Raw genomic sequence first — 18,167 nt, forward strand, 5'->3', positions numbered from 1 at the left:
TTAGTCTTTGCTGTTTATTTGATTCAGAATATATTGTGATTCACCACTGTGCGCTAAGCTCAGGCTATTCAAAATCGTGCCGTATAATTTTATGCCATTAGAATAACTTATCGTTATTGCTAAGCAATAAATAAAGTGAACAAGATCATGCCTTTTTCAATCTTTTTTTCATTTAAAAAGCTGCGCGTGGCTCCTTGAAAATTACCTCTATCATTGTATTTCTTAGTTGTTTGGTTATGGGCAATATGCGACAATTTAACATAATTATGCTATTTCGAATGCTTAGGAAAAACTTATGAGTTTGACGTCTTTAAGAAATAAATCCAGCGATCCCAAACAAGGGGTTTATTTTATTGGTACAACACCCCCCAAGCAGGATACCGCGATAGAATTAGTATCGGGTATTGCAGATAAATTATTAGACCGACTTGATTCGATTGATTATGATGGTTTAATTGTTTATGACATTCAAGACGAAACCTCACGTATTGATAAACCACGTCCATTCCCTTTTAAATATACCCATGATTCACGCTTATATTCAAAAATTTTACATGATAAGTCGGCGAAGCCTGTGATCACCTATAAAAGCGTTTCTCAACGTGACGGGGTTGATTTTTCGCGCTGGTTGTCCGATGCATGGCACCAATTTTCAGTGCGTGATATTGTTTTAGTCGGGAGTCCCTCGGCCAATAGCGATATTAAATTATCGTTAGCCGATGCCTATCAGACCGTAAAAGATCATAATTTAGATTTTCATTTAGGTGGCGTGGCTATTGCTGAGCGTCACAGCAATAAAGGTGATGAGCATCTGCGTATGTTGGCTAAAAATGAGCAGGGTTGTGAATTTTTCATTTCACAAGCTGTTTATAATGCCCAGGCAACCATTGATATGCTAACCCGTTATGCGCTGGAGTGTAAAAAACAGGGGAAAAAACCAAGACGTGTCGTGTTAACGTTTTCGCCCTGCGGTAGTGCTAAAACCCTTGCGTTCATTGAGTGGTTGGGTATTTCCGTGCCCGAGGCGACTAGCCTGCGAATTCTTGAATCTGATAATCCATTAAAAGAATCGTTATTAATTAGCCGAAATAATTTTGAACAGATTCTGCAGGCATGCCTCCCTTTGGATATTCCGTTAGGTTTAAATATAGAAAGCTTGACCAATCGCAAAGAAGAAATTGATGCAGCCATATTATTATTCAAATTGTTAAAAGCAACATTAGATCTTAAGTTAGCAGAATCACAACTGTAAGTTTGACTGGTATACCCAAACTACTTGAATATGCAGATGCCTGCCTCTTCAAATAATTCGGGTATAGGATAATAGGATAGATAAATGTCTCTAAGCAGACAGGCACAGACAGAGTTAATACGCGTTGCAGCTAAAGCAGGGCAATTATTGCATCAGCACGGGGCAGAAAGCCGTTTAGTGGAGCAAACAACACAACGTATAGGGATGGCACTCGGTGCTCGAAGTATTGAGTTGTCCGTTAGCCCCGATGCAATAGTGATTACCAGTTTATTTGATGGTGACTGTATTACCACGACGCGTCGTTGTTACGATCGCGGTATTAATATGCAGATGGTCTGTGATGTACAGCGGATCTGTATTATGGCTGAAAAGAAACTGCTGGATGCGAAGCAGGTAAAAGAACGGCTAAATCGTTTAAAACCAATGAAATATAATCGTTGGGCAGTGGTCTTTATGATTGGCTTGGCATGTGGCAGTTTTAGCCATTTTTTCGGTGGAGATTGGCAAGTTTATATTACTACTTTTTTTGCTTCTGCCGCCGCAATGACGATACGTCAAGAACTTGCTCATCGCCATCACAGCCCTCTGGTCAATTTTGCGATCGCGGCTTTTGTGGCGACCTCCATTGCAAGTCTTGGCGTTGTTTATGAATTTGGTGAAAAACCTGAAATAGCACTGGCGGCTTCGGTCTTATTACTGGTTCCCGGTTTTCCTCTGATCAATGCCGTTTCCGATATGCTTAAAGGACATATCAGTATGGGGATAGCCCGTTGGGTCTTTGCAAGTTTATTAACTTTGAGTGTTTCAGTTGGAATAGTCGCTTCTATGACGTTAACGGGGGTTGTTGCATGGATAGGATAATAAAAAAGCTGGCATTTTTGCAAACCCCTATTAAGGAATGCTTCAAATGGATTTAATAACATTGCTTATAATAGATGCATGGTTTGCCTGGATCCCCGCGGTTGGTTTTGCAATGGTCTTTAATGTGCCTAAAAAAATGCTTATTTACTGCGCCGTTGGTGGCGCATTTGCGCACAGTTTTAGATTCTTATTAATGCATTTTGGTATGCCTATTGAGTGGGCAACCCTTGCCACTTCAAGTAGCATGGGATTTTTAGGATTATACTGGTCGCGTAAACATTTTATTCCTCGTCCGGTGTTTACCGTTGCCTCTGTTATTCCTATGATTCCGGGGAGTTTTGCTTTTACTACTGTGATCGGTATTGTGCAATTAAATTCTGGCGGATATAGTTTGGAGTTGATCCAAATTGTGGTTGAAAATGGTTTGCGCACTTTGTTTATTTTGGCGGCGCTGAGTTTTGGTTTAGCATTACCTTCAATCATGATTTATCGCGGCCGCCCGATTGTGTGATTTTACAGGATGAAGAGATCTTTTTTTCGGTTTTATGCTGATCTACTTGATTCAGGCTATCTCATTTAACGGCCTTTATGGGATTAAAAACAATGCCCTTGCCTCTTTTTAATGCTTAACCTTCAGTTGCACAGGCATGTTCTGTTATTGCCATTTAATTAAGCAATTTGCTAATACCTCTTTAGCCGTTAATCGTGTAAACTTCGCGCTCTTAATTTTTGAAATAAGGCTTTAAAATGTCAGATAAATTTTTCTTTAAAGGTAAAAAAGAGAAAAAACCCAAGCACTCCAGTTATGGTTTCAATACCAAGCGCGCCGCGAAAGCCGGCACTGAAGAATCTCCCTTCCTATTATTGGTCAATACGCCCGTCAGAAAAGCTGAAATTGAACAAATTTTGCAGGAAAATAATTTGATTGCAAAGATTGAAGTGAAGGCTGATGTTTCTGAAAATATTGCCGAACTTGAAGGGTTCTTAAATAAACCTAAAACCATTACCGTTGTAGCTCAACCGCAGCGTAATGAGCCCTGTCCTTGTGGCAGCGGTAAAAAATATAAAAAATGTTGTGCTTAAATAATAATAATTCAACTGTTTAATAATATGTTAGAGGGCTAATATGACAAATGATCAACAGATTCAACTCGAGGCTGCCGCTTTTCGCCGTTTATTAAAACATTTAGACAGCCGTAAAGATGTGCAAAATATTGAACTCATGAATACAGCGGGATTTTGTCGTAACTGTTTATCCAAATGGATGATGGCAGAGGCAAAAGAATTAGGGGTTGAACTCAATTATGATAAGGCTCGGGAACATATTTACGGTATGCCCTACGGTGAGTGGAAAGAAAAACATCAGTTACCGGCAACAGCCGATCAAATGGCAGTTTTTGAGGCATTACAAGCTAAAAAGTAACTAGCCGTTGATGAGGGGTTTTACCCCCTCATGCGTATTGTTGACCGTCCTGCTATTGGGCATCTTCAGCGAGATATTTTAAATCTTCTAACCATAATCGTTCAAATTCCATCATCTGAGTATGCCTTTTTGATTGATTATGTTTAAGGCGATCCTCCGATCGGGTAAAAGGTCCTGCACGACAAAGAGCACAGAGGTTATCATCCTGGTAAAGGGCGCCTTGTAATGAGGCACTGATCTTATGTTGTTTTTTAGTGCTCCAGACATAAGTGGTGCCCTTGGTATCTTTCACAAACTTATCACGTTCAACATTACGCACTTTGTAACCGGGAAAATCGGCTATTTCAAAATTAATTGAGCCTAAGTAGTTAATATCTGTCTGTAGATTAAGCGAATTTTCAATATTCCACTCGCGGTAAGGTTTAACATCTTTAGAGGTGATGTAACACAGTTGCTGACCCTGGGGATCTAAAAAATGCTTAAATGAATTGATTAAAAACAGATGTAATAAGCGCCGATTAAGGGTATTAAAATTGACATCTTTACCGCGTTCCTGATACTCAGTAAATGAACGGAAAGCCGGTAATAATGGAAACTGAAAGATAACCAGATCAAAACTGTTTTTTTGTAGACCTGTCCAGGATTGCGGGTTTTTCAGATCAAATTCAAATATCAGAGGAATATTTTTAGCGCTTAGTTGCTGCTGAAAGCTATCCCCGTATTTTTCGTTCATCGTGGCAAAAGAGTCATAGACAGTTGCTGTTAAAGCTGCGGGTTGATGGCTTAACAGGGCATTTGAAAAAGATAAATCACCATCTCCAACTGTTAAAATTCGCCACTCTTTTTTAATAATCATATTGTTAACTCTTTGAAATAAATTTGCGGGTGTAGTCTAACATTTTCAATACTGCTATTGGTATTATACGGAACCAAGCCAGTCATGTTATTAGGTCATATTATTTGGTGGGATGCTAGTCTGTTATGTGAAAATCTATGTGTTAGTGGCAGGTCTCGTTATCGAAAAGGGACAAGTACCTGTGCATTCAAATTAAAATTAGACTAAACTTAGCGGCCAATTGTTTGCAATTCTGAATTAACGAAATTGGTATAAATATGTATACGCTTCGCCCCTATCAACAAGACGCTGTTCACGCGACTGTTCATTACTTTCGTCAACATTCAACCCCTGCCGTATTGACACTTTCGACCGGCGCGGGAAAAAGCCTGATTATTGCTGAGTTAGCACGCATCGCTAAAGGAAAAGTATTAGTACTGGCACACGTCAAAGAGCTTGTTGAGCAAAATCACAGTAAGTATGAAAGTTACGCTTTAAAAGCATCCATTTTTTCTGCGGGGCTTGGCCGCAAAGAAATTGAACGTCAGGTTGTTTTCGCATCGGTACAGTCAATAGTGAATAGTTTAAAAGAATTTTCAGAAGCATTTTCTTTACTTGTTATTGATGAGTGCCACCGCGTACCGGAAGACGAAAACAGCAGTTATCGAAGAGTAATTAGTCATCTCCAAAAAATCAACCCGAATATAAAAGTGTTGGGGCTTACCGCCACACCCTATCGCCTTGGGACGGGATGGATTTATCAATACCATACTCGCGGGCAGGTTCGCACGCAGCAAGCGCGTTTTTTTCGTGATTGTATTTTTGATTTACCGATCCGATTTTTACTGGATGAAAAATACCTGACTGAGCCAAAAATAATGGATATGGCTGTGTTGGGGTATGATTTTTCGAGCCTTAAATCGTCAGTAAACGGGCATTTTAAAACGGCTGAATTGGACAGTATTGTCAAAAAATCCCAGCGGGTCACACCTAAGATTATTGAACAGGTTATCGAGACGGCGAAAGAAAGGCTTGGTGTTATGATTTTTGCTTCAACGGTCAATCATGCACGAGAAATTATGGGCTATTTGAGTGATGAAAATGCAGCTCTGGTGATTGGGGATACGCCACTTGATGAGCGTGACCGTATTATTAATGCTTTTAAAGAGCGCACTATTAAATATCTGGTTAATGTCTCAGTGTTAACCACTGGATTCGATGCACCGCATGTTGATTTGATTGCCATTTTACGTCCAACCGCCTCCCTTAGCCTGTATCAGCAGATTGTGGGACGGGGTTTACGCCTTTTTCCTGCTAAAAAAGATTGTTTGGTAATGGAATTTGCGGGTAACTGTTATGATTTATATCAACCTGAATTAGGTGAACCTAAACCTGATAGTGACAGTGAAATCGTCACTATCCCTTGTCCTGCCTGTCGGTTTAATAATAACTTCTGGGGAAAAATGGATCCGGCCGGGTTTGTGATTGAGCACTATGGCAGACAATGTCAGGGTTATGCTAATAATGAAGAAGGTGAACGGATAATATGTGGTTATCGTTTTCGGGCTAAGTTTTGTGAACTCTGTGGTGCGGATAATGATATTGCTGCGCGGAATTGCAACAATTGTGACCACGTGCTGGTGGATCCTGATAAAAAACTGTGCGAAGCACTTAAACTCAAAGATGCATTAATTATAAAATGTGCAGATTTCAGATTAGAGCCTGGAAAGAATAAATTTGGAAAACCGCAACTTAAGGTTATTTATATTAGTGAGGAGGGCGCAGAGCTTAATGAATTTTGGCAGCTTTCGACTAAAGCGCATAAAGCTGAATTTTTAAATAAATTTATTAATCCGCATTTAATTGATCGTCATCATCCCTTTACAGAAACAGCCCCTAGTAAGATTGTTAATAATCAGCACCGACTGCGTCCTCCTGAAATTGTTATCGCCAGAAAAAAAGGCCGTTTTTGGACTATTAGCGATAAATTATTTGATCTTGAGCAGTATCAAAAAGAGTTGATTCAAAAATAGATGGAACTAATTATAGATTTGTTTTTAAGTGTTTTTTGCGATAGATTATCGCTAAAAGAAGGGTAACTGCGGCTACCCTTACTCTATTTTGATGGGCTTAATCAATAATCATTTGTTTTTTAGCTAAAGCTTTCAGCATCTGACTTGTAACAAGGGTGATCCCTTTTTCGGTCACCCGAAAACCGTTCTCTATATCCTGCTCTCGGTCATAACCAATGGTTAAACCTGCAGGAATATGACATTTACTATCGACGATAACCCGTTTTAATTTACAGCGCTCACCGACATGGCTACCATGGAGTACTACCGATTCTTCAATAAGGCTGTATGAGTGTGTATGAACACTTGAATATAATAATGATTTACGAACAGTTGAACCGGAGATGATACAACCGGCGGAAACCGTTGAATCAACCGCTAGACCACGGCGCAAATCATCATCAAAAATAAATTTGCTCGGTGGGAGCTGCTCCTGATATGTCCAAATAGGCCAAGCTTTATCATATAAATCGAGTTGTGGTTGAGGCGTAACAAGTTCCATATTAGCTTCCCAAAATGCATCTAATGTACCCACATCACGCCAATAGGGCTGATTCTCACTATCCGGATCTTTAAAGGCATAGGAAAAAACATTATTATCTTTAATAATTGAAGGGATAATATCATGCCCAAAATCACGACTGGAATTTTCGCTTGAATAATCGTTTAACAGATGTTCGAACAAAAAATCAGTATTAAAAAGATAATTACCCATTGAAGCCAGGCACTGACCCGGATTATCGGGTATTTCATTAGGTTGGGCCGGCTTTTCATCAAATGCAATCACTTTATTATCCGCGTTGACTGTCATGACGCCAAAGCTGTCCGCAGCCTCTTCGGTTGTCGCTTTAAGACAACAGACAGTCATATCGGCATTATTGGCCACATGCTCAGCTATTAGCGGACCATAATCCATACGATATACATGATCGCCGGATAAAATTAACACATATTTAGGACGCTCAGCACAAATAATATCTATATTTTGATACACAGCATCGGCTGTACCCAGATACCAATCATTGTTATTACCCTGTGATGCGGGCAAAACTTCAACAAATTCCGATAAATTAGCCTTGAAATTTCCCCAACCGCGGTTAATGTGGCGGATTAAAGAGTGTGATTTGTATTGAGTGGCGACTCCTATGCGGTTAATACCTGAATTGATACAGTTTGATAATGAAAAATCAATGATCCGGAATTTACCACCAAAATAGACGGCAGGTTTAGCGCGCGAATCTGTCAGTTCGAATAATCGACTACCACGACCGCCTGCTAAAACCAATGCATAGGTATCTTTGGTGAGGTTACTGATATACCTATCACTTCTGTGTGGCATAAAATCTCCAAAAAAGTTGAGTATGTAAGAAAGAAGTTTTATTGTTTTTATCAATAAGATTGAACATTAAACAGATAAAAATAATAAATTTTAACTGTGCATGGCAATTTTTTAATATTATGACGGTCTACATCCTTTCTGATTCCATCACGGCCTAAAACTGAAACCCCTTATGTTTCCTTACTGATTATTTAGTGAGAGCAACTCTTCACACTTTGATTGATATTTTTTTAGATATAACAGAGGAGTCGCTGCACTTAAAAGTCAATAAAAAATAATTATATTCATGTAAATGACACTGTACATAATTGCGGCAGTAACTTGTTAGGTTAGTCCATATTTTGATTAACTTTAAAAAATAGTGGCGTTATTCACTATTTTGTTAGTTATTTCTAAATAACAAGCAATTACAATTGAAAGATAAGATATCTCATCTTTGTTGAAACTTAAATATAGGGTCAATTAAATAAAATTCTTTAATCAATTTTAATGGTTAGTTTTGATCATCGATAAAAGATGACGTCGTCAATTTAAGAAATGGCTTATTTTGAACTAAAAAGGGGAAAATCCAGTGTGTTATCGCTATAAGATTAGGCTGGAGAATATAATGTGGGGTTATACAAAAAATAATTAAGTGAGCACATTAAAAAGCAGGCATAAATGACTCAAATGCTATTTCCACCTTTCATTAGCTCTCAATTTATTTTTGGTGTTAGCGGTCTTATTTATCTTAAAGTTGAATAACAATGTGATTTATAGAATGTCATTTACAGAATGTAATTTACAGCGGACTGAGCCTTTATTTATAATAAAGACTCAGTCAATTAACTTTTTTATATTCTATCCATGCAATAAATGAGACATGCTACTGATTAAACGAGAGACATTACTAATTTGTGCTACTAATAAATTCATTTATGATAAATAATGCTCGCATCGAGAGATGATTTATTTTTCCTAATAAGAGATGCAAAAAATCAGTTTCTCAATCGATTTTACAAAAACTGTTCGGGTAAAAAATGAGACTCTGTTTCATCGCGTATCTGTAAACAGTCTTGCCGTTTGAAATTCAATCTATTGATCTTAATAATTTTCAAACAGAAAATATCCCGTCAGGTATCTTATTTTAGGGGCAATTATCTTCTCAATACTGGTTTATCTGATTAATGCGCTGGGTATAGTTAAAGCGCGTAATACTGAAATTCTTACTTAAATATAAAAAGGGCTGTTATGAAAAAAATTCTAAGCACTACTGCGGCGGCTGTGTCGTTAGCTTTATGCTCGTTTGTTGCAAATGCTGCAGATTTTAAACCTGCTGTCGCCTATGACTCTGCGGGAAAATTTGACAAATCTTTTAATCAGGCAGTTTTTCAGAATGGGGCAACTAAATTTACTGAAGATACAAAAATTGCAGTACGTGATTTTGTTCCATCAAATGATGCGCAACGGGAACAGGGCTTAGCACGTCTTGCCCGCGGTGGTTATAATCCGATCGTTGCGGTTGGCTTTATGTATGGTTCTGCACTGGAAAAAATAGCTAAAAAATATCCTGATACTCAGTTTGTTATTATCGATTCCGTTGTTGATTTACCGAATGTTAAGTCGCTCTTATTTAAAGAGCATGAAGGTTCCTTTTTAGTGGGGGCATTAGCTGCGCTGAAATCTGAAAACCAAAAAGTAGGTTTCGTAGGCGGCATGGATGTTCCCTTAATTCGTAAGTTTGCTTGCGGGTATGAGCAGGGTGCTAAGTACATCAATAAAGAGGTTGAAGTCTTTCAAAATATGACTGGCTCTACCAATGCGGCATGGTCTGACCCTGCTCGTGGTGCTGAGCTGACCAAGAGTCAGTTTAGCCAAGGAGTTGATGTTGTTTTTGCGGCCGCAGGTGGCACAGGTGTAGGTGTTTATCAGGCAGCTAAGGATGGAGGCAAGTATGCGATTGGCGTTGATTCAAATCAAAACCACTTACACCCTGGGGTAATGCTCACATCTATGGTTAAGCTGGTGGGTTTGGCAACCTATGATATTTTCAAAAAAGCGGAATCAGGTAACTTTAGCGCGGGTATTGACGTCCGTGGTTTAAAAGAAAAGGGTGTCGATTGGGCTTTAGATGAATATAACCGTGCACTGGTAACGCCTGAGATGGAAGCTGAAATTAACAGTGTTAAAGCTAAAATAGTAACAGGTGAGATTGTAGTACATGACTATATGGCCGATAACAGCTGCCAGTATTAAAACTCATGTGTAAAAAAGCTAAATGATCAAGCTTCCTTGCCCGCAATGGTAAGAGAGCTTTTTTAATTATTGATACCCAAATTATTTAAAGATGCTGATTCCTGGATCTTCAAGTAATTTGGGTATAAATACTATTAGCGATAGTAAAGAGAAAAGAGAAAATAGTTATGTCTACAGTGTCCAATGAGCAACGGTTTGCCTTAGAGTTACGGGGTATCGATAAAAGATTCGGTGCTGTTCATGCCAATAACAATATTGACCTGCAAGTTCCTGTTGGCACCATTCACGGTATTATCGGAGAAAATGGTGCGGGAAAGTCCACGTTGATGAATATTATTTACGGATTTTATATCGCTGACGCGGGTGAAATTAAGATTGAAGGCATTCCCCGAAAACTGTTAAGTTCTAAGGAAGCAATCAGTTATGGCATTGGGATGGTGCATCAGCATTTTATGTTGATTGACAACTTCAGTGTACTTGAGAATGTGATTTTAGGGGCTGAAAATGGCCCGTTATTAAAACCCAGCTTAGCAGCGGCCCGCACCGAACTCGAACGTCTTGCCAAAGAATATCAACTTGATGTGCCCATTGATGCCTTGATTGAAGATTTGCCTGTGGGTTTACAGCAGCGGGTGGAGATTTTAAAAGCCTTATATCGGGGCGCTAAAATTCTTATTTTAGATGAACCTACCGGCGTATTAACCCCTCAGGAAACGGAACACCTGTTTCATATTTTTGATGCCCTGCGTCGTGAAGGTGTCACTATTATACTGATCACGCATAAATTAAGAGAGATTCTGGCGGCGACTGATAATGTGTCGGTTATGCGGCAAGGGGCGATGGTCGCCCATAGAAAAACGGCGGACACCAATAAAGAAGAATTAGCTGAGTTAATGGTGGGGCGTAAGGTCAGGTTAAAAGTTGATAAAAAGGTCGCTAACCCTAAACAAATATTATTATCGACTGATCAGCTAACCTACACCGATCAGATGGGGGTGGATCGACTTAAGTCTGTTTCAATAAACATTAAAGCCGGTGAAATTGTGGGTATTGCGGGTGTCTCTGGCAATGGGCAATCGGAATTAATCAATATGTTAGCAGGCCTATTGACCCCAACCAGTGGTAGTATCAGCATCGGTAATACTCACATAGATGCCGGTCACCCGGCAACTCCAGATAGTATTCGTCAATTAAGAGTTGGTCATATTCCTGAAGATAGGCTGACAATGGGCTTGATTAAATCTTTTTCTGCCGAAGAGTCTGCGATTCTAGGTCATCAGAACCAGCCTAAATACAATGGTAAGATACTGAATAAATTAAAGGTTATTACTCAGGAATGTACCCGATTAATGAAAGAATGGGATGTTCGTCCGCAAAACCCCAAACTGCGCAGTTCATTATTTTCCGGTGGTAATCAACAAAAATTGATTATTGCGCGCGAAGTAGACCAAAACCCCAATATATTACTGATTGGCCAACCCACACGCGGCGTAGATATTGGTGCAATAGAGTTTATTCATAAACGTATTGTCGAGTTACGTGATAAAGGTAAAGGGATCTTACTCGTTTCAGTGGAGTTGGATGAAATTATGACCTTAGCTGACCGGATTATTGTGATGTTTGATGGCCATATTGTTGGTGAAGTGAGTGCTGCGCAAGCCAACGAGAAAATTCTTGGCATGATGATGGCCAATATTATGCCTGATGAATTACAGGCAACAACAGGAGGCAAGCAATGAATGACTCAAAAATACCGGTATGGGTCAATGTGTTTGTCCTGCCTATGGTTAATATTCTATTAGCCTTTGCATTTTCTGCCATTATTTTTATTGCCGTTGACGTTGATCCTATTGAAGCTGCTCAGGTGATGATCCGCGGAGCTTTCGGGTATCAGGAAGGTATTGGTTATACCTTGTATTATGCAACTAACTTTATGTTTACTGGGCTTGCCGTGGCAGTGGCTTTCTCTGCTGGCCTGTTTAATATTGGGGGCGAAGGTCAGGCATATATGGGGGGGCTGGGTGTCGGTATCGCCTGTCTGGCGCTCGACAGCAGTTTACCTTTTTGGGCTATTTTACCTATTACCATGTTTGCCAGTATGGCTTTTGGCGCATTATGGGCATTGATACCCGCCTATTTACAGGCCTATCGCGGTAGTCATATTGTTATTACGACTATTATGTTTAACTTTATTGCTGCCTCATTGATGGTTTATTTGATGGTCAATGTGTTTAAGCTTGACGGGCAAATGGCGCCTGTCTCCCGTATTATTGAAGACAGTGCCAAGCTGCCTATGTTTCATGAGATGGCGGCCTGGATCGATTGGTCATTTGAATCTTCACCGCTCAATCTGAGCTTCTTTATTGCTTTGGTCTGTTGCCTGTTAGTGTGGATCTTATTATGGCGCACCCGGTGGGGCTACGCGATTCGCGCCATGGGATCCAGTCCAACGGCTGCTGAGTATGGCGGTATAAATTATAAAAAACTGACGATAATAGTGATGCTTATTTCCGGTGCGCTATCGGGTTTGTTAGGTATTAATGAGGTGCAAGGTTATAGCCATCAGTTGAAACTGGATTTTGTGGCAGGTTATGGTTTTACCGGTATTGCGGTTTGCCTGATTGGCCGTAACCATCCCGTTGGTATTATTCTGGCCAGCTTATTATTTGGTGTTCTTTATCAGGGGGGGGCTGAACTGTCCTTTGATTTCCCGAATATCGATAGAGAGATGATTCAGGTCATACAGGCCTTAGTTGTTTTATTTAGTGGTGCACTCGCCTTTATGCTGGTAAAACCCACGGAGCATTTTTTTGTCTTTCTGGATAAACGTAAAACATTATCCCTTAAGCAGACAAATCCGGAGACTTAAATTATGTATGAAAATCTGATTTTAATCTTAGATGCCACCTTAAGAGTCTCTACTCCTCTGATATTAGCGGCACTGGCAGGGCTTTTTTCTGAACGCTCCGGCATTGTTAATATTGCCTTAGAAGGTAAAATATTGTTTGCAGCCTTTGCTGCCGCTGCCGCAGCCTCCGTAACAGGATCTGTTTGGCTGGGATTGCTCAGTGCAATAGCTGTTGCTTGTAGTTTGTCTATGCTGCACGGATTTGCATCTATTACCCACAAAGGTGATCAAATTGTTTCGGGGGTCGCTATTAATATGCTGGCAGTCGGCTTGACGGTTACCTTGGGTCGTTATTGGTTTGGTCTTGGCGGGCAGACACCTGCATTGCTTGATTCGCAACGTTTTCTGCCGATCACGCTTCCAGGTGCTGACGCACTGGCCGATGTGCCTGTATTGGGTTTGTTATACAGTGAATTGATATCTGGTCATAATATTATTGTCTACATGGCATTATTGTCAGTACCCATATGCTGGTGGGTGATCTTTAAAACCCGATTTGGACTGCGCCTTAGAGCGGCAGGGGAAAATCCTCATGCGGTAGATACAGCCGGTATATCAGTTGCCTGGATTCGTTATCGCGCCTTGCTGGTGGCAGGTCTGTTAACCGGGATTGCAGGGGCTTATTTATCAACGGCACACAGTGCGGGTTTTGTGCCTAACATGAGCGCAGGTAAAGGCTTTATAGCACTAGCGGCATTGATTTTTGGTAAATGGCGTCCGGTACCCGTGTTATTTGGCTGTTTACTTTTTGGGTTTTTAGATGCAGTGGCTATCCGTTTACAGGGGACTGAACTACCCATTATTGGCGAAATACCGGTGCAGTTAATTGAGGTGTTACCTTATATTCTGACTGTCCTGTTATTGGCTGGTTTTATAGGCCGAGCGGTGGGCCCAAAAGCCGTTGGTATACCCTATGTGAAGTCCCGTTAATTATATGCCCCTTATTTTAGAATACGGGAGCTAGAATATGGGGGCATTTAAGTCGTTTTGAAAAGAGTTGATGGTCAGCGGCAGGCGTAACCTTTTAAGCTTGCTATACGACTAAAGCTGAATTAATAACACTGCATACTCTATGCAGTGTTTATTGTCAGCGGCAGGCTTAACCTTTTAACCTTTTAAGCTTGCTAGAGCGACTAAAGCCGAATTAATAGCAATGCATACTCTATGCAGGTAGAATCGCCACCAAAATATAAGCAACTATTGAGAGAGTGATTTCGTGACCCAACAAAAAATTGAATTATTGGCCCCCGGTGGTGATGTAGACGCGATTAAAGCCGCTATTTTGGCCGGTGCAAATGCCGTCTATTGCGGCTTAGATACTTTTAATGCGCGCAACCGCGCAGCCAATCTTTCATTTGATGAATTAGTCGGTGTGATAGGGCTTGCCCATCAATACGAGTGTGAAGTTTTTTTAACCTTAAATATTGTTATTTTAGAGCATGAAATAGCCGGTATCGTTAAATTACTTAACCAATTAGTGAATACCGATGTAGATGGCATTATTGTTCAGGATTTAGGGGTGTTTAATCTGGTCAAGAAACATTTTCCCAGCCTTAAGATACATGCATCAACGCAGTTGACTACCCATAATGAGGGGCAAATATTATTCCTCTCCAAAATAGGCGCAACAAGAGCGAATTTGTCACGCGAATTGAATCTTGGCGAGATAAAAAGTTTAACCACAGTCGCCCATGAGAACGCCGTGCTGACTGAAGTCTTTGTACACGGCGCGTTATGTATTGCATTCTCCGGGCAATGTTATTCAAGCTCCGTTAGTGTGGGTAATTCTGGTAATCGTGGTCGCTGCAGTCAGGCATGCCGGGATGAGTATGAAGTCACTGCTGCGGGTAATAAATTCCCACTTAATTTAAAAGATAATTCAGCTTATTTTGATCTCCCTGAATTGGTTGATGCAGGGGTTGATTCCTTAAAGATTGAAGGGCGTATTAAAGGGGCTCAGTATGTGCATACCGTGGTTGATACCTGGCGCCAGCAGATTGACGCGTTTGTAAAAAGCGGTAAACTATTAGACGATGATTCAAGTCTGTATAAAGTCTTTAACCGTGATTTTACCAACTCGTTTTTAAAAGGTAACCTCACTAAAGATATGTTTATCGATAATCCCCGCGATAATAGTTTTCAGCATGCTAATGATCAAAATAATGCGATATCGGTAGTACAAATCCAAGAGGTTCAACAAACACTTTCCACGGAAAAAAATGAAATAGGCAGCTTGGTTGCCGAAAAAATAAAACATCTCACTATTGCCAAAACAGCCCTTTCAATGGCTTTTTCAGCAAAACTGAATAAGCCCTTGGTGGTCACCGTTAAGCGTGATGATAAAATGTTTTTGGTTGAGTCTGAAATGCAATTAATAGCGGCAGACCAATCCCCTGTTGATCAGGTAGCTATCGAAAAACGCTTTAAAAGTTTTAAAAATAGTGAATATAATCTTCAAGACTTTGATTTTGATGATTTTGATTCAGGTTTAAGCCTTCCTTTTAAAGAACTCACTAAGATAAAAAATAAAGTGGCTTTTTTATTAAATGATTCAATTGCAATTATCCCGCCAGTGACCTTGCCGGCACTTAAAAAGCATCCTAAAAAAGAGGGCAAACCGACCTTATCAATACTAATAAGTAATGAGAAGGATCTGCACCTTTGTGATGTGACCGACGCTGATATCTACTTTAAATTACCGGAAAGCTTTAAAAAGAATTGCACTAAGTTTATTAAACTCTTTTTACAAAACCCGAGACTCATTCCCTGGTTTCCGGCAGTATTAATAGGTAAAGATTATCTGGAAGCGGTGAAGATTTTAGAGCAGGTAAAACCTCAACGTATTGTGACGAATAATACCGGTGTTGCCTATCAGGCAAATGCGCTGAATATTGAGTGGATAGCGGGGCCTTTTTTAAATACGACCAATTCTTATGCTCTATTGACGCTGCAGGAAGATCTTAATTGTTCAGGTGCGTTTATTTCTAACGAAATTAATCGTAATCAAATTAAAAATATCGCCCGCCCTGAAAACTTTAAACTGTTATACAGTATCTATCATCCGATTTTGATGATGACCAGCCGGCAGTGTTTCTTTCAGCAAACCGTAGGCTGTAATAAACCCGCCATTGAAGACGGCTGTATGCTCAAATGTGAAAAAGCGACAACCATCACCAATGTAAAAGGATTCTCTTTTGCTGTTGATAAACAGAAGGGCGGATACCCGAGTATTTACAATGATGAACAATTCTTAAATTTTGATGTTGTGAGCGATTTTTCCGATTTATTCGATGAGTTTTTTATAGACTTAACCGATATTGGTGCAGGCTCAAAAGCGCAGCAGGATAAGGTCGCTTTAATTGGACATTTTGAAAATCTGCTGGCAGGGGTAGAAGAAGCGCAAGATCAACTTGACCAGAGGGTGACGGTTTCAACCAATGCGCAGTACAGGCAGGGGTTATAAAATAATAGCAAACGCATTTAAGATGTGAGCTTGCATAACATTAAACCAGCGAAAGCTGGTTTTTTTATATCTTAATTTTGCGAAGGCACAGTGTAGAAAAAATAGTTGAGTGCTTGCACCAATTCCATTCATTAGGTGGTTCTGTTCAGGCGCAGGTAAAGGCATGTAAGCAGAGCATTGATTGCAGTAACTAGTGTCTTAGGACTTGATTTTTTTATACACTTACGACTGAATTTCATCATGAATCCTTTAATCGTCAAGGCGATGAATAATTATATTGTGTATGTCAACTTTTTCCGGTTACCACTAATTATAGCTTTTGCCCGCCCGAAGACGGGATTCCAATTTAGAGTGCCACTTAACCGCGGGATTTTGTGTGTTTTCGGAACTGATCCTTTAGGCTCGGCGCTTGCTAGTCCCTCATTACTTTGTTATACCAAAAGCATTAAGTTTATGATCACTTGCTTCAAAGGAAAAATTGACGTCCACAAAGGTGTCAGGATAAATTTGAATAGTAAATCTGATCTCTGTATTAATGTGTTTGGTATTATTAGTAGGAAGCATTCTATGCACCGCAAACAGCGGCAATTGGTGCGCACCTTACGGGTTATTCTATCGCCAATTTTGCATTTAAAGATTATGAACATATAGTTGTGAAGGTTAGTTGAGGATGGAATAACTTTAGGTATTATGTATAAAAGGTAAAAACACTTTGCCAAAGAAAGTGGGCAAATCTGATGACTTAATTAATACGTTTGGTATGACAGGCATAAAAAACCATCAATAAGCTGGTTTATTCTTTTACTTAAATAAATTTAGATTAAGCTGGAACACCCTATTATTAGTGATCTGCTTTTTCTGTATTTAATTGTTAAGTAAATGGTGGCTAAACCAAGAGTTGAACTTGGGACCCCATCATTATGAGTGATGTGCTCTAACCAGCTGAGCTATTTAGCCATTCTTAACTTTACAGTGTAACCTTTGCTGCTGAGGTGTTTTCTTTTGTTATTTTATAAACGACATAAAAAAACCAGCAATAAGCTGGTTGATTTATTCTTTTACCGAGGTAAAAGAGTGGTGCGGAAAGAGAGACTTGAACTCTCACACCTTACGATACTAGAACCTAAATCTAGCGCGTCTACCAATTCCGCCATTTCCGCTTTAATGTGGCTGGGATAAGAGGATTTGAACCTCTGAATGCCGAGATCAAAACCCGGTGCCTTACCGCTTGGCGATATCCCAGTTGTTATTTTTAAGAGCTTTCTTCTCTCACTGGTTGCCATTATAAACGACAATTTCCCAGAGATTTAAGAGTTTTCTCTTAAATAAGTCTAAACTTTTTCAAGTTTTCTAACCCGTTTACACGAATTAGGTGATGTGGCTGGGATAAGAGGATTTGAACCTCTGAATGCCGAGATCAAAACCCGGTGCCTTACCGCTTGGCGATATCCCAATTGTTATTTTTAAGAGTTAACTCTCTTTGGTAAATCTTCATATAAATAAAGATTGGTGCGGAAAGAGAGACTTGAACTCTCACACCCTTCGATACTAGAACCTAAATCTAGCGCGTCTACCAATTCCGCCATTCCCGCACAGTAGTTTTAAAGTAAATTTATTTTAAACCAAGATTTAAGTGTTGCACTGTATTGTTAGTGATCTGCTTTCTCTTTATTTAATTTTGTTACTTATAAAGTAAGTGGTGGCTAAACCAAGAGTTGAACTTGGGACCCCATCATTATGAGTGATGTGCTCTAACCAGCTGAGCTATTTAGCCATTCT

13 protein-coding genes and 6 tRNA genes are annotated in these 18,167 nt (G+C 39.8%); 11 read left to right on the forward strand and 8 right to left on the reverse strand.

Annotated elements, in window-relative coordinates; genetic code table 11:
• Positions 1 to 295 precede the first annotated feature (295 nt).
• The 5 genes from PING_RS06800 to PING_RS06820 all read left to right on the forward strand — a co-directional run bounded on the left by PING_RS06800 (position 296) and on the right by PING_RS06820 (position 3,536).
• On the forward strand, positions 296 to 1,252 hold the full coding sequence (locus tag PING_RS06800; RefSeq protein ID WP_011769679.1) for a methylenetetrahydrofolate reductase: 957 nt from the start codon (positions 296 to 298) through the stop codon (positions 1,250 to 1,252).
• A gap of 84 nt (positions 1,253 to 1,336) precedes the next feature.
• Complete coding sequence (locus PING_RS06805) at positions 1,337 to 2,113, forward strand: threonine/serine exporter family protein (protein WP_011769680.1); 777 nt, start codon at positions 1,337 to 1,339, stop codon at positions 2,111 to 2,113.
• A 46-nt stretch (positions 2,114 to 2,159) separates the two neighbouring features.
• Complete coding sequence (locus PING_RS06810) at positions 2,160 to 2,624, forward strand: threonine/serine exporter family protein (RefSeq protein ID WP_011769681.1); 465 nt, start codon at positions 2,160 to 2,162, stop codon at positions 2,622 to 2,624.
• Positions 2,625 to 2,860: 236 nt separating this feature from the next.
• Positions 2,861 to 3,196, forward strand: a complete 336-nt coding sequence (locus tag PING_RS06815; RefSeq protein ID WP_011769682.1) for a PBPRA1643 family SWIM/SEC-C metal-binding motif protein — start codon at positions 2,861 to 2,863, stop codon at positions 3,194 to 3,196.
• A gap of 43 nt (positions 3,197 to 3,239) precedes the next feature.
• Positions 3,240 to 3,536: a DUF1244 domain-containing protein gene (locus tag PING_RS06820; protein ID WP_011769683.1), complete on the forward strand. Its 297-nt coding sequence runs from the start codon at positions 3,240 to 3,242 to the stop codon at positions 3,534 to 3,536.
• A 52-nt stretch (positions 3,537 to 3,588) separates the two neighbouring features.
• On the opposite strand, the gene PING_RS06825 is transcribed toward PING_RS06820, so the two are convergent.
• Positions 3,589 to 4,392, reverse strand: a complete 804-nt coding sequence (locus tag PING_RS06825; protein ID WP_011769684.1) for a class I SAM-dependent methyltransferase — start codon at positions 4,390 to 4,392, stop codon at positions 3,589 to 3,591.
• A 257-nt stretch (positions 4,393 to 4,649) separates the two neighbouring features.
• On the opposite strand from PING_RS06825, the gene PING_RS06830 reads away from it, so the two are divergent.
• The gene (locus tag PING_RS06830) at positions 4,650 to 6,404 is read left to right on the forward strand and encodes a DEAD/DEAH box helicase (protein ID WP_011769685.1); all 1,755 of its coding nucleotides are present in this window, start codon (positions 4,650 to 4,652) and stop codon (positions 6,402 to 6,404) included.
• A 97-nt stretch (positions 6,405 to 6,501) separates the two neighbouring features.
• Here the strand turns inward: PING_RS06830 and glgC are convergent, their stop codons facing one another.
• Positions 6,502 to 7,782 carry a glucose-1-phosphate adenylyltransferase gene (gene glgC, locus PING_RS06835; protein ID WP_011769686.1) on the reverse strand — a complete coding sequence of 427 codons (1,281 nt, stop codon included), beginning with the start codon at positions 7,780 to 7,782 and terminating at the stop codon, positions 6,502 to 6,504.
• 1,230 nt (positions 7,783 to 9,012) lie between these two features.
• Between glgC and PING_RS06840 the strand changes: the two genes are divergently transcribed.
• From PING_RS06840 to PING_RS06860, 5 genes are all read left to right on the forward strand, one after another.
• Entirely contained in the window at positions 9,013 to 10,017 is a 1,005-nt protein-coding gene (locus PING_RS06840; RefSeq protein ID WP_011769687.1) for a BMP family lipoprotein, read from the forward strand.
• 167 nt (positions 10,018 to 10,184) lie between these two features.
• The gene (locus PING_RS06845) at positions 10,185 to 11,756 is read left to right on the forward strand and encodes an ABC transporter ATP-binding protein (protein WP_011769688.1); all 1,572 of its coding nucleotides are present in this window, start codon (positions 10,185 to 10,187) and stop codon (positions 11,754 to 11,756) included.
• A complete protein-coding gene (locus PING_RS06850; protein ID WP_011769689.1) occupies positions 11,753 to 12,886 on the forward strand; it encodes an ABC transporter permease in 1,134 nt (377 codons plus the stop codon). The genes PING_RS06845 and PING_RS06850 overlap by 4 nt, the downstream gene beginning before the upstream one ends.
• A 3-nt stretch (positions 12,887 to 12,889) precedes the next feature.
• Positions 12,890 to 13,855 carry an ABC transporter permease gene (locus PING_RS06855; protein WP_011769690.1) on the forward strand — a complete coding sequence of 322 codons (966 nt, stop codon included), beginning with the start codon at positions 12,890 to 12,892 and terminating at the stop codon, positions 13,853 to 13,855.
• 286 nt (positions 13,856 to 14,141) lie between these two features.
• A complete protein-coding gene (locus PING_RS06860) occupies positions 14,142 to 16,388 on the forward strand; it encodes a peptidase U32 family protein (protein WP_011769691.1) in 2,247 nt (748 codons plus the stop codon).
• An 880-nt stretch (positions 16,389 to 17,268) separates the two neighbouring features.
• Here the strand turns inward: PING_RS06860 and PING_RS06865 are convergent.
• The 6 genes from PING_RS06865 to PING_RS06890 all read right to left on the reverse strand — a co-directional run bounded on the left by PING_RS06865 (position 17,269) and on the right by PING_RS06890 (position 18,162).
• A tRNA-Met gene (locus PING_RS06865) sits at positions 17,269 to 17,345 on the reverse strand.
• Between the two features lie 118 nt (positions 17,346 to 17,463).
• Positions 17,464 to 17,548, reverse strand: a tRNA-Leu gene (locus tag PING_RS06870).
• 7 nt (positions 17,549 to 17,555) lie between these two features.
• Positions 17,556 to 17,630 (reverse strand) — tRNA-Gln (locus tag PING_RS06875).
• 136 nt (positions 17,631 to 17,766) lie between these two features.
• Positions 17,767 to 17,841 (reverse strand) — tRNA-Gln (locus tag PING_RS06880).
• Positions 17,842 to 17,895: 54 nt separating this feature from the next.
• Positions 17,896 to 17,980, reverse strand: a tRNA-Leu gene (locus PING_RS06885).
• Positions 17,981 to 18,085: 105 nt separating this feature from the next.
• Positions 18,086 to 18,162 (reverse strand) — tRNA-Met (locus tag PING_RS06890).
• Between the last annotated feature and the right edge of the window lie 5 nt (positions 18,163 to 18,167).

This window comes from Psychromonas ingrahamii 37 (genome assembly GCF_000015285.1).
GTDB lineage: Bacteria > Pseudomonadota > Gammaproteobacteria > Enterobacterales > Psychromonadaceae > Psychromonas > Psychromonas ingrahamii.

What these genes read in the sequence shown, in the direction of transcription:
- PING_RS06830 (WP_011769685.1), top strand. Translation starts at nt 4,650, where the DNA reads ATGTATACGCTTCGCCCCTATCAACAAGACGCTGTTCACGCGACTGTT.
- PING_RS06820 (WP_011769683.1), top strand. Translation starts at nt 3,240, where the DNA reads ATGACAAATGATCAACAGATTCAACTCGAGGCTGCCGCTTTTCGCCGT.
- PING_RS06850 (WP_011769689.1), top strand. Translation starts at nt 11,753, where the DNA reads ATGAATGACTCAAAAATACCGGTATGGGTCAATGTGTTTGTCCTGCCT.
- PING_RS06855 (WP_011769690.1), top strand. Translation starts at nt 12,890, where the DNA reads ATGTATGAAAATCTGATTTTAATCTTAGATGCCACCTTAAGAGTCTCT.
- PING_RS06815 (WP_011769682.1), top strand. Translation starts at nt 2,861, where the DNA reads ATGTCAGATAAATTTTTCTTTAAAGGTAAAAAAGAGAAAAAACCCAAG.
- PING_RS06825 (WP_011769684.1), bottom strand. Translation starts at nt 4,392, where the DNA reads ATGATTATTAAAAAAGAGTGGCGAATTTTAACAGTTGGAGATGGTGAT.
- glgC (WP_011769686.1), bottom strand. Translation starts at nt 7,782, where the DNA reads ATGCCACACAGAAGTGATAGGTATATCAGTAACCTCACCAAAGATACC.
- PING_RS06805 (WP_011769680.1), top strand. Translation starts at nt 1,337, where the DNA reads ATGTCTCTAAGCAGACAGGCACAGACAGAGTTAATACGCGTTGCAGCT.
- PING_RS06840 (WP_011769687.1), top strand. Translation starts at nt 9,013, where the DNA reads ATGAAAAAAATTCTAAGCACTACTGCGGCGGCTGTGTCGTTAGCTTTA.
- PING_RS06800 (WP_011769679.1), top strand. Translation starts at nt 296, where the DNA reads ATGAGTTTGACGTCTTTAAGAAATAAATCCAGCGATCCCAAACAAGGG.
- PING_RS06845 (WP_011769688.1), top strand. Translation starts at nt 10,185, where the DNA reads ATGTCTACAGTGTCCAATGAGCAACGGTTTGCCTTAGAGTTACGGGGT.
- PING_RS06810 (WP_011769681.1), top strand. Translation starts at nt 2,160, where the DNA reads ATGGATTTAATAACATTGCTTATAATAGATGCATGGTTTGCCTGGATC.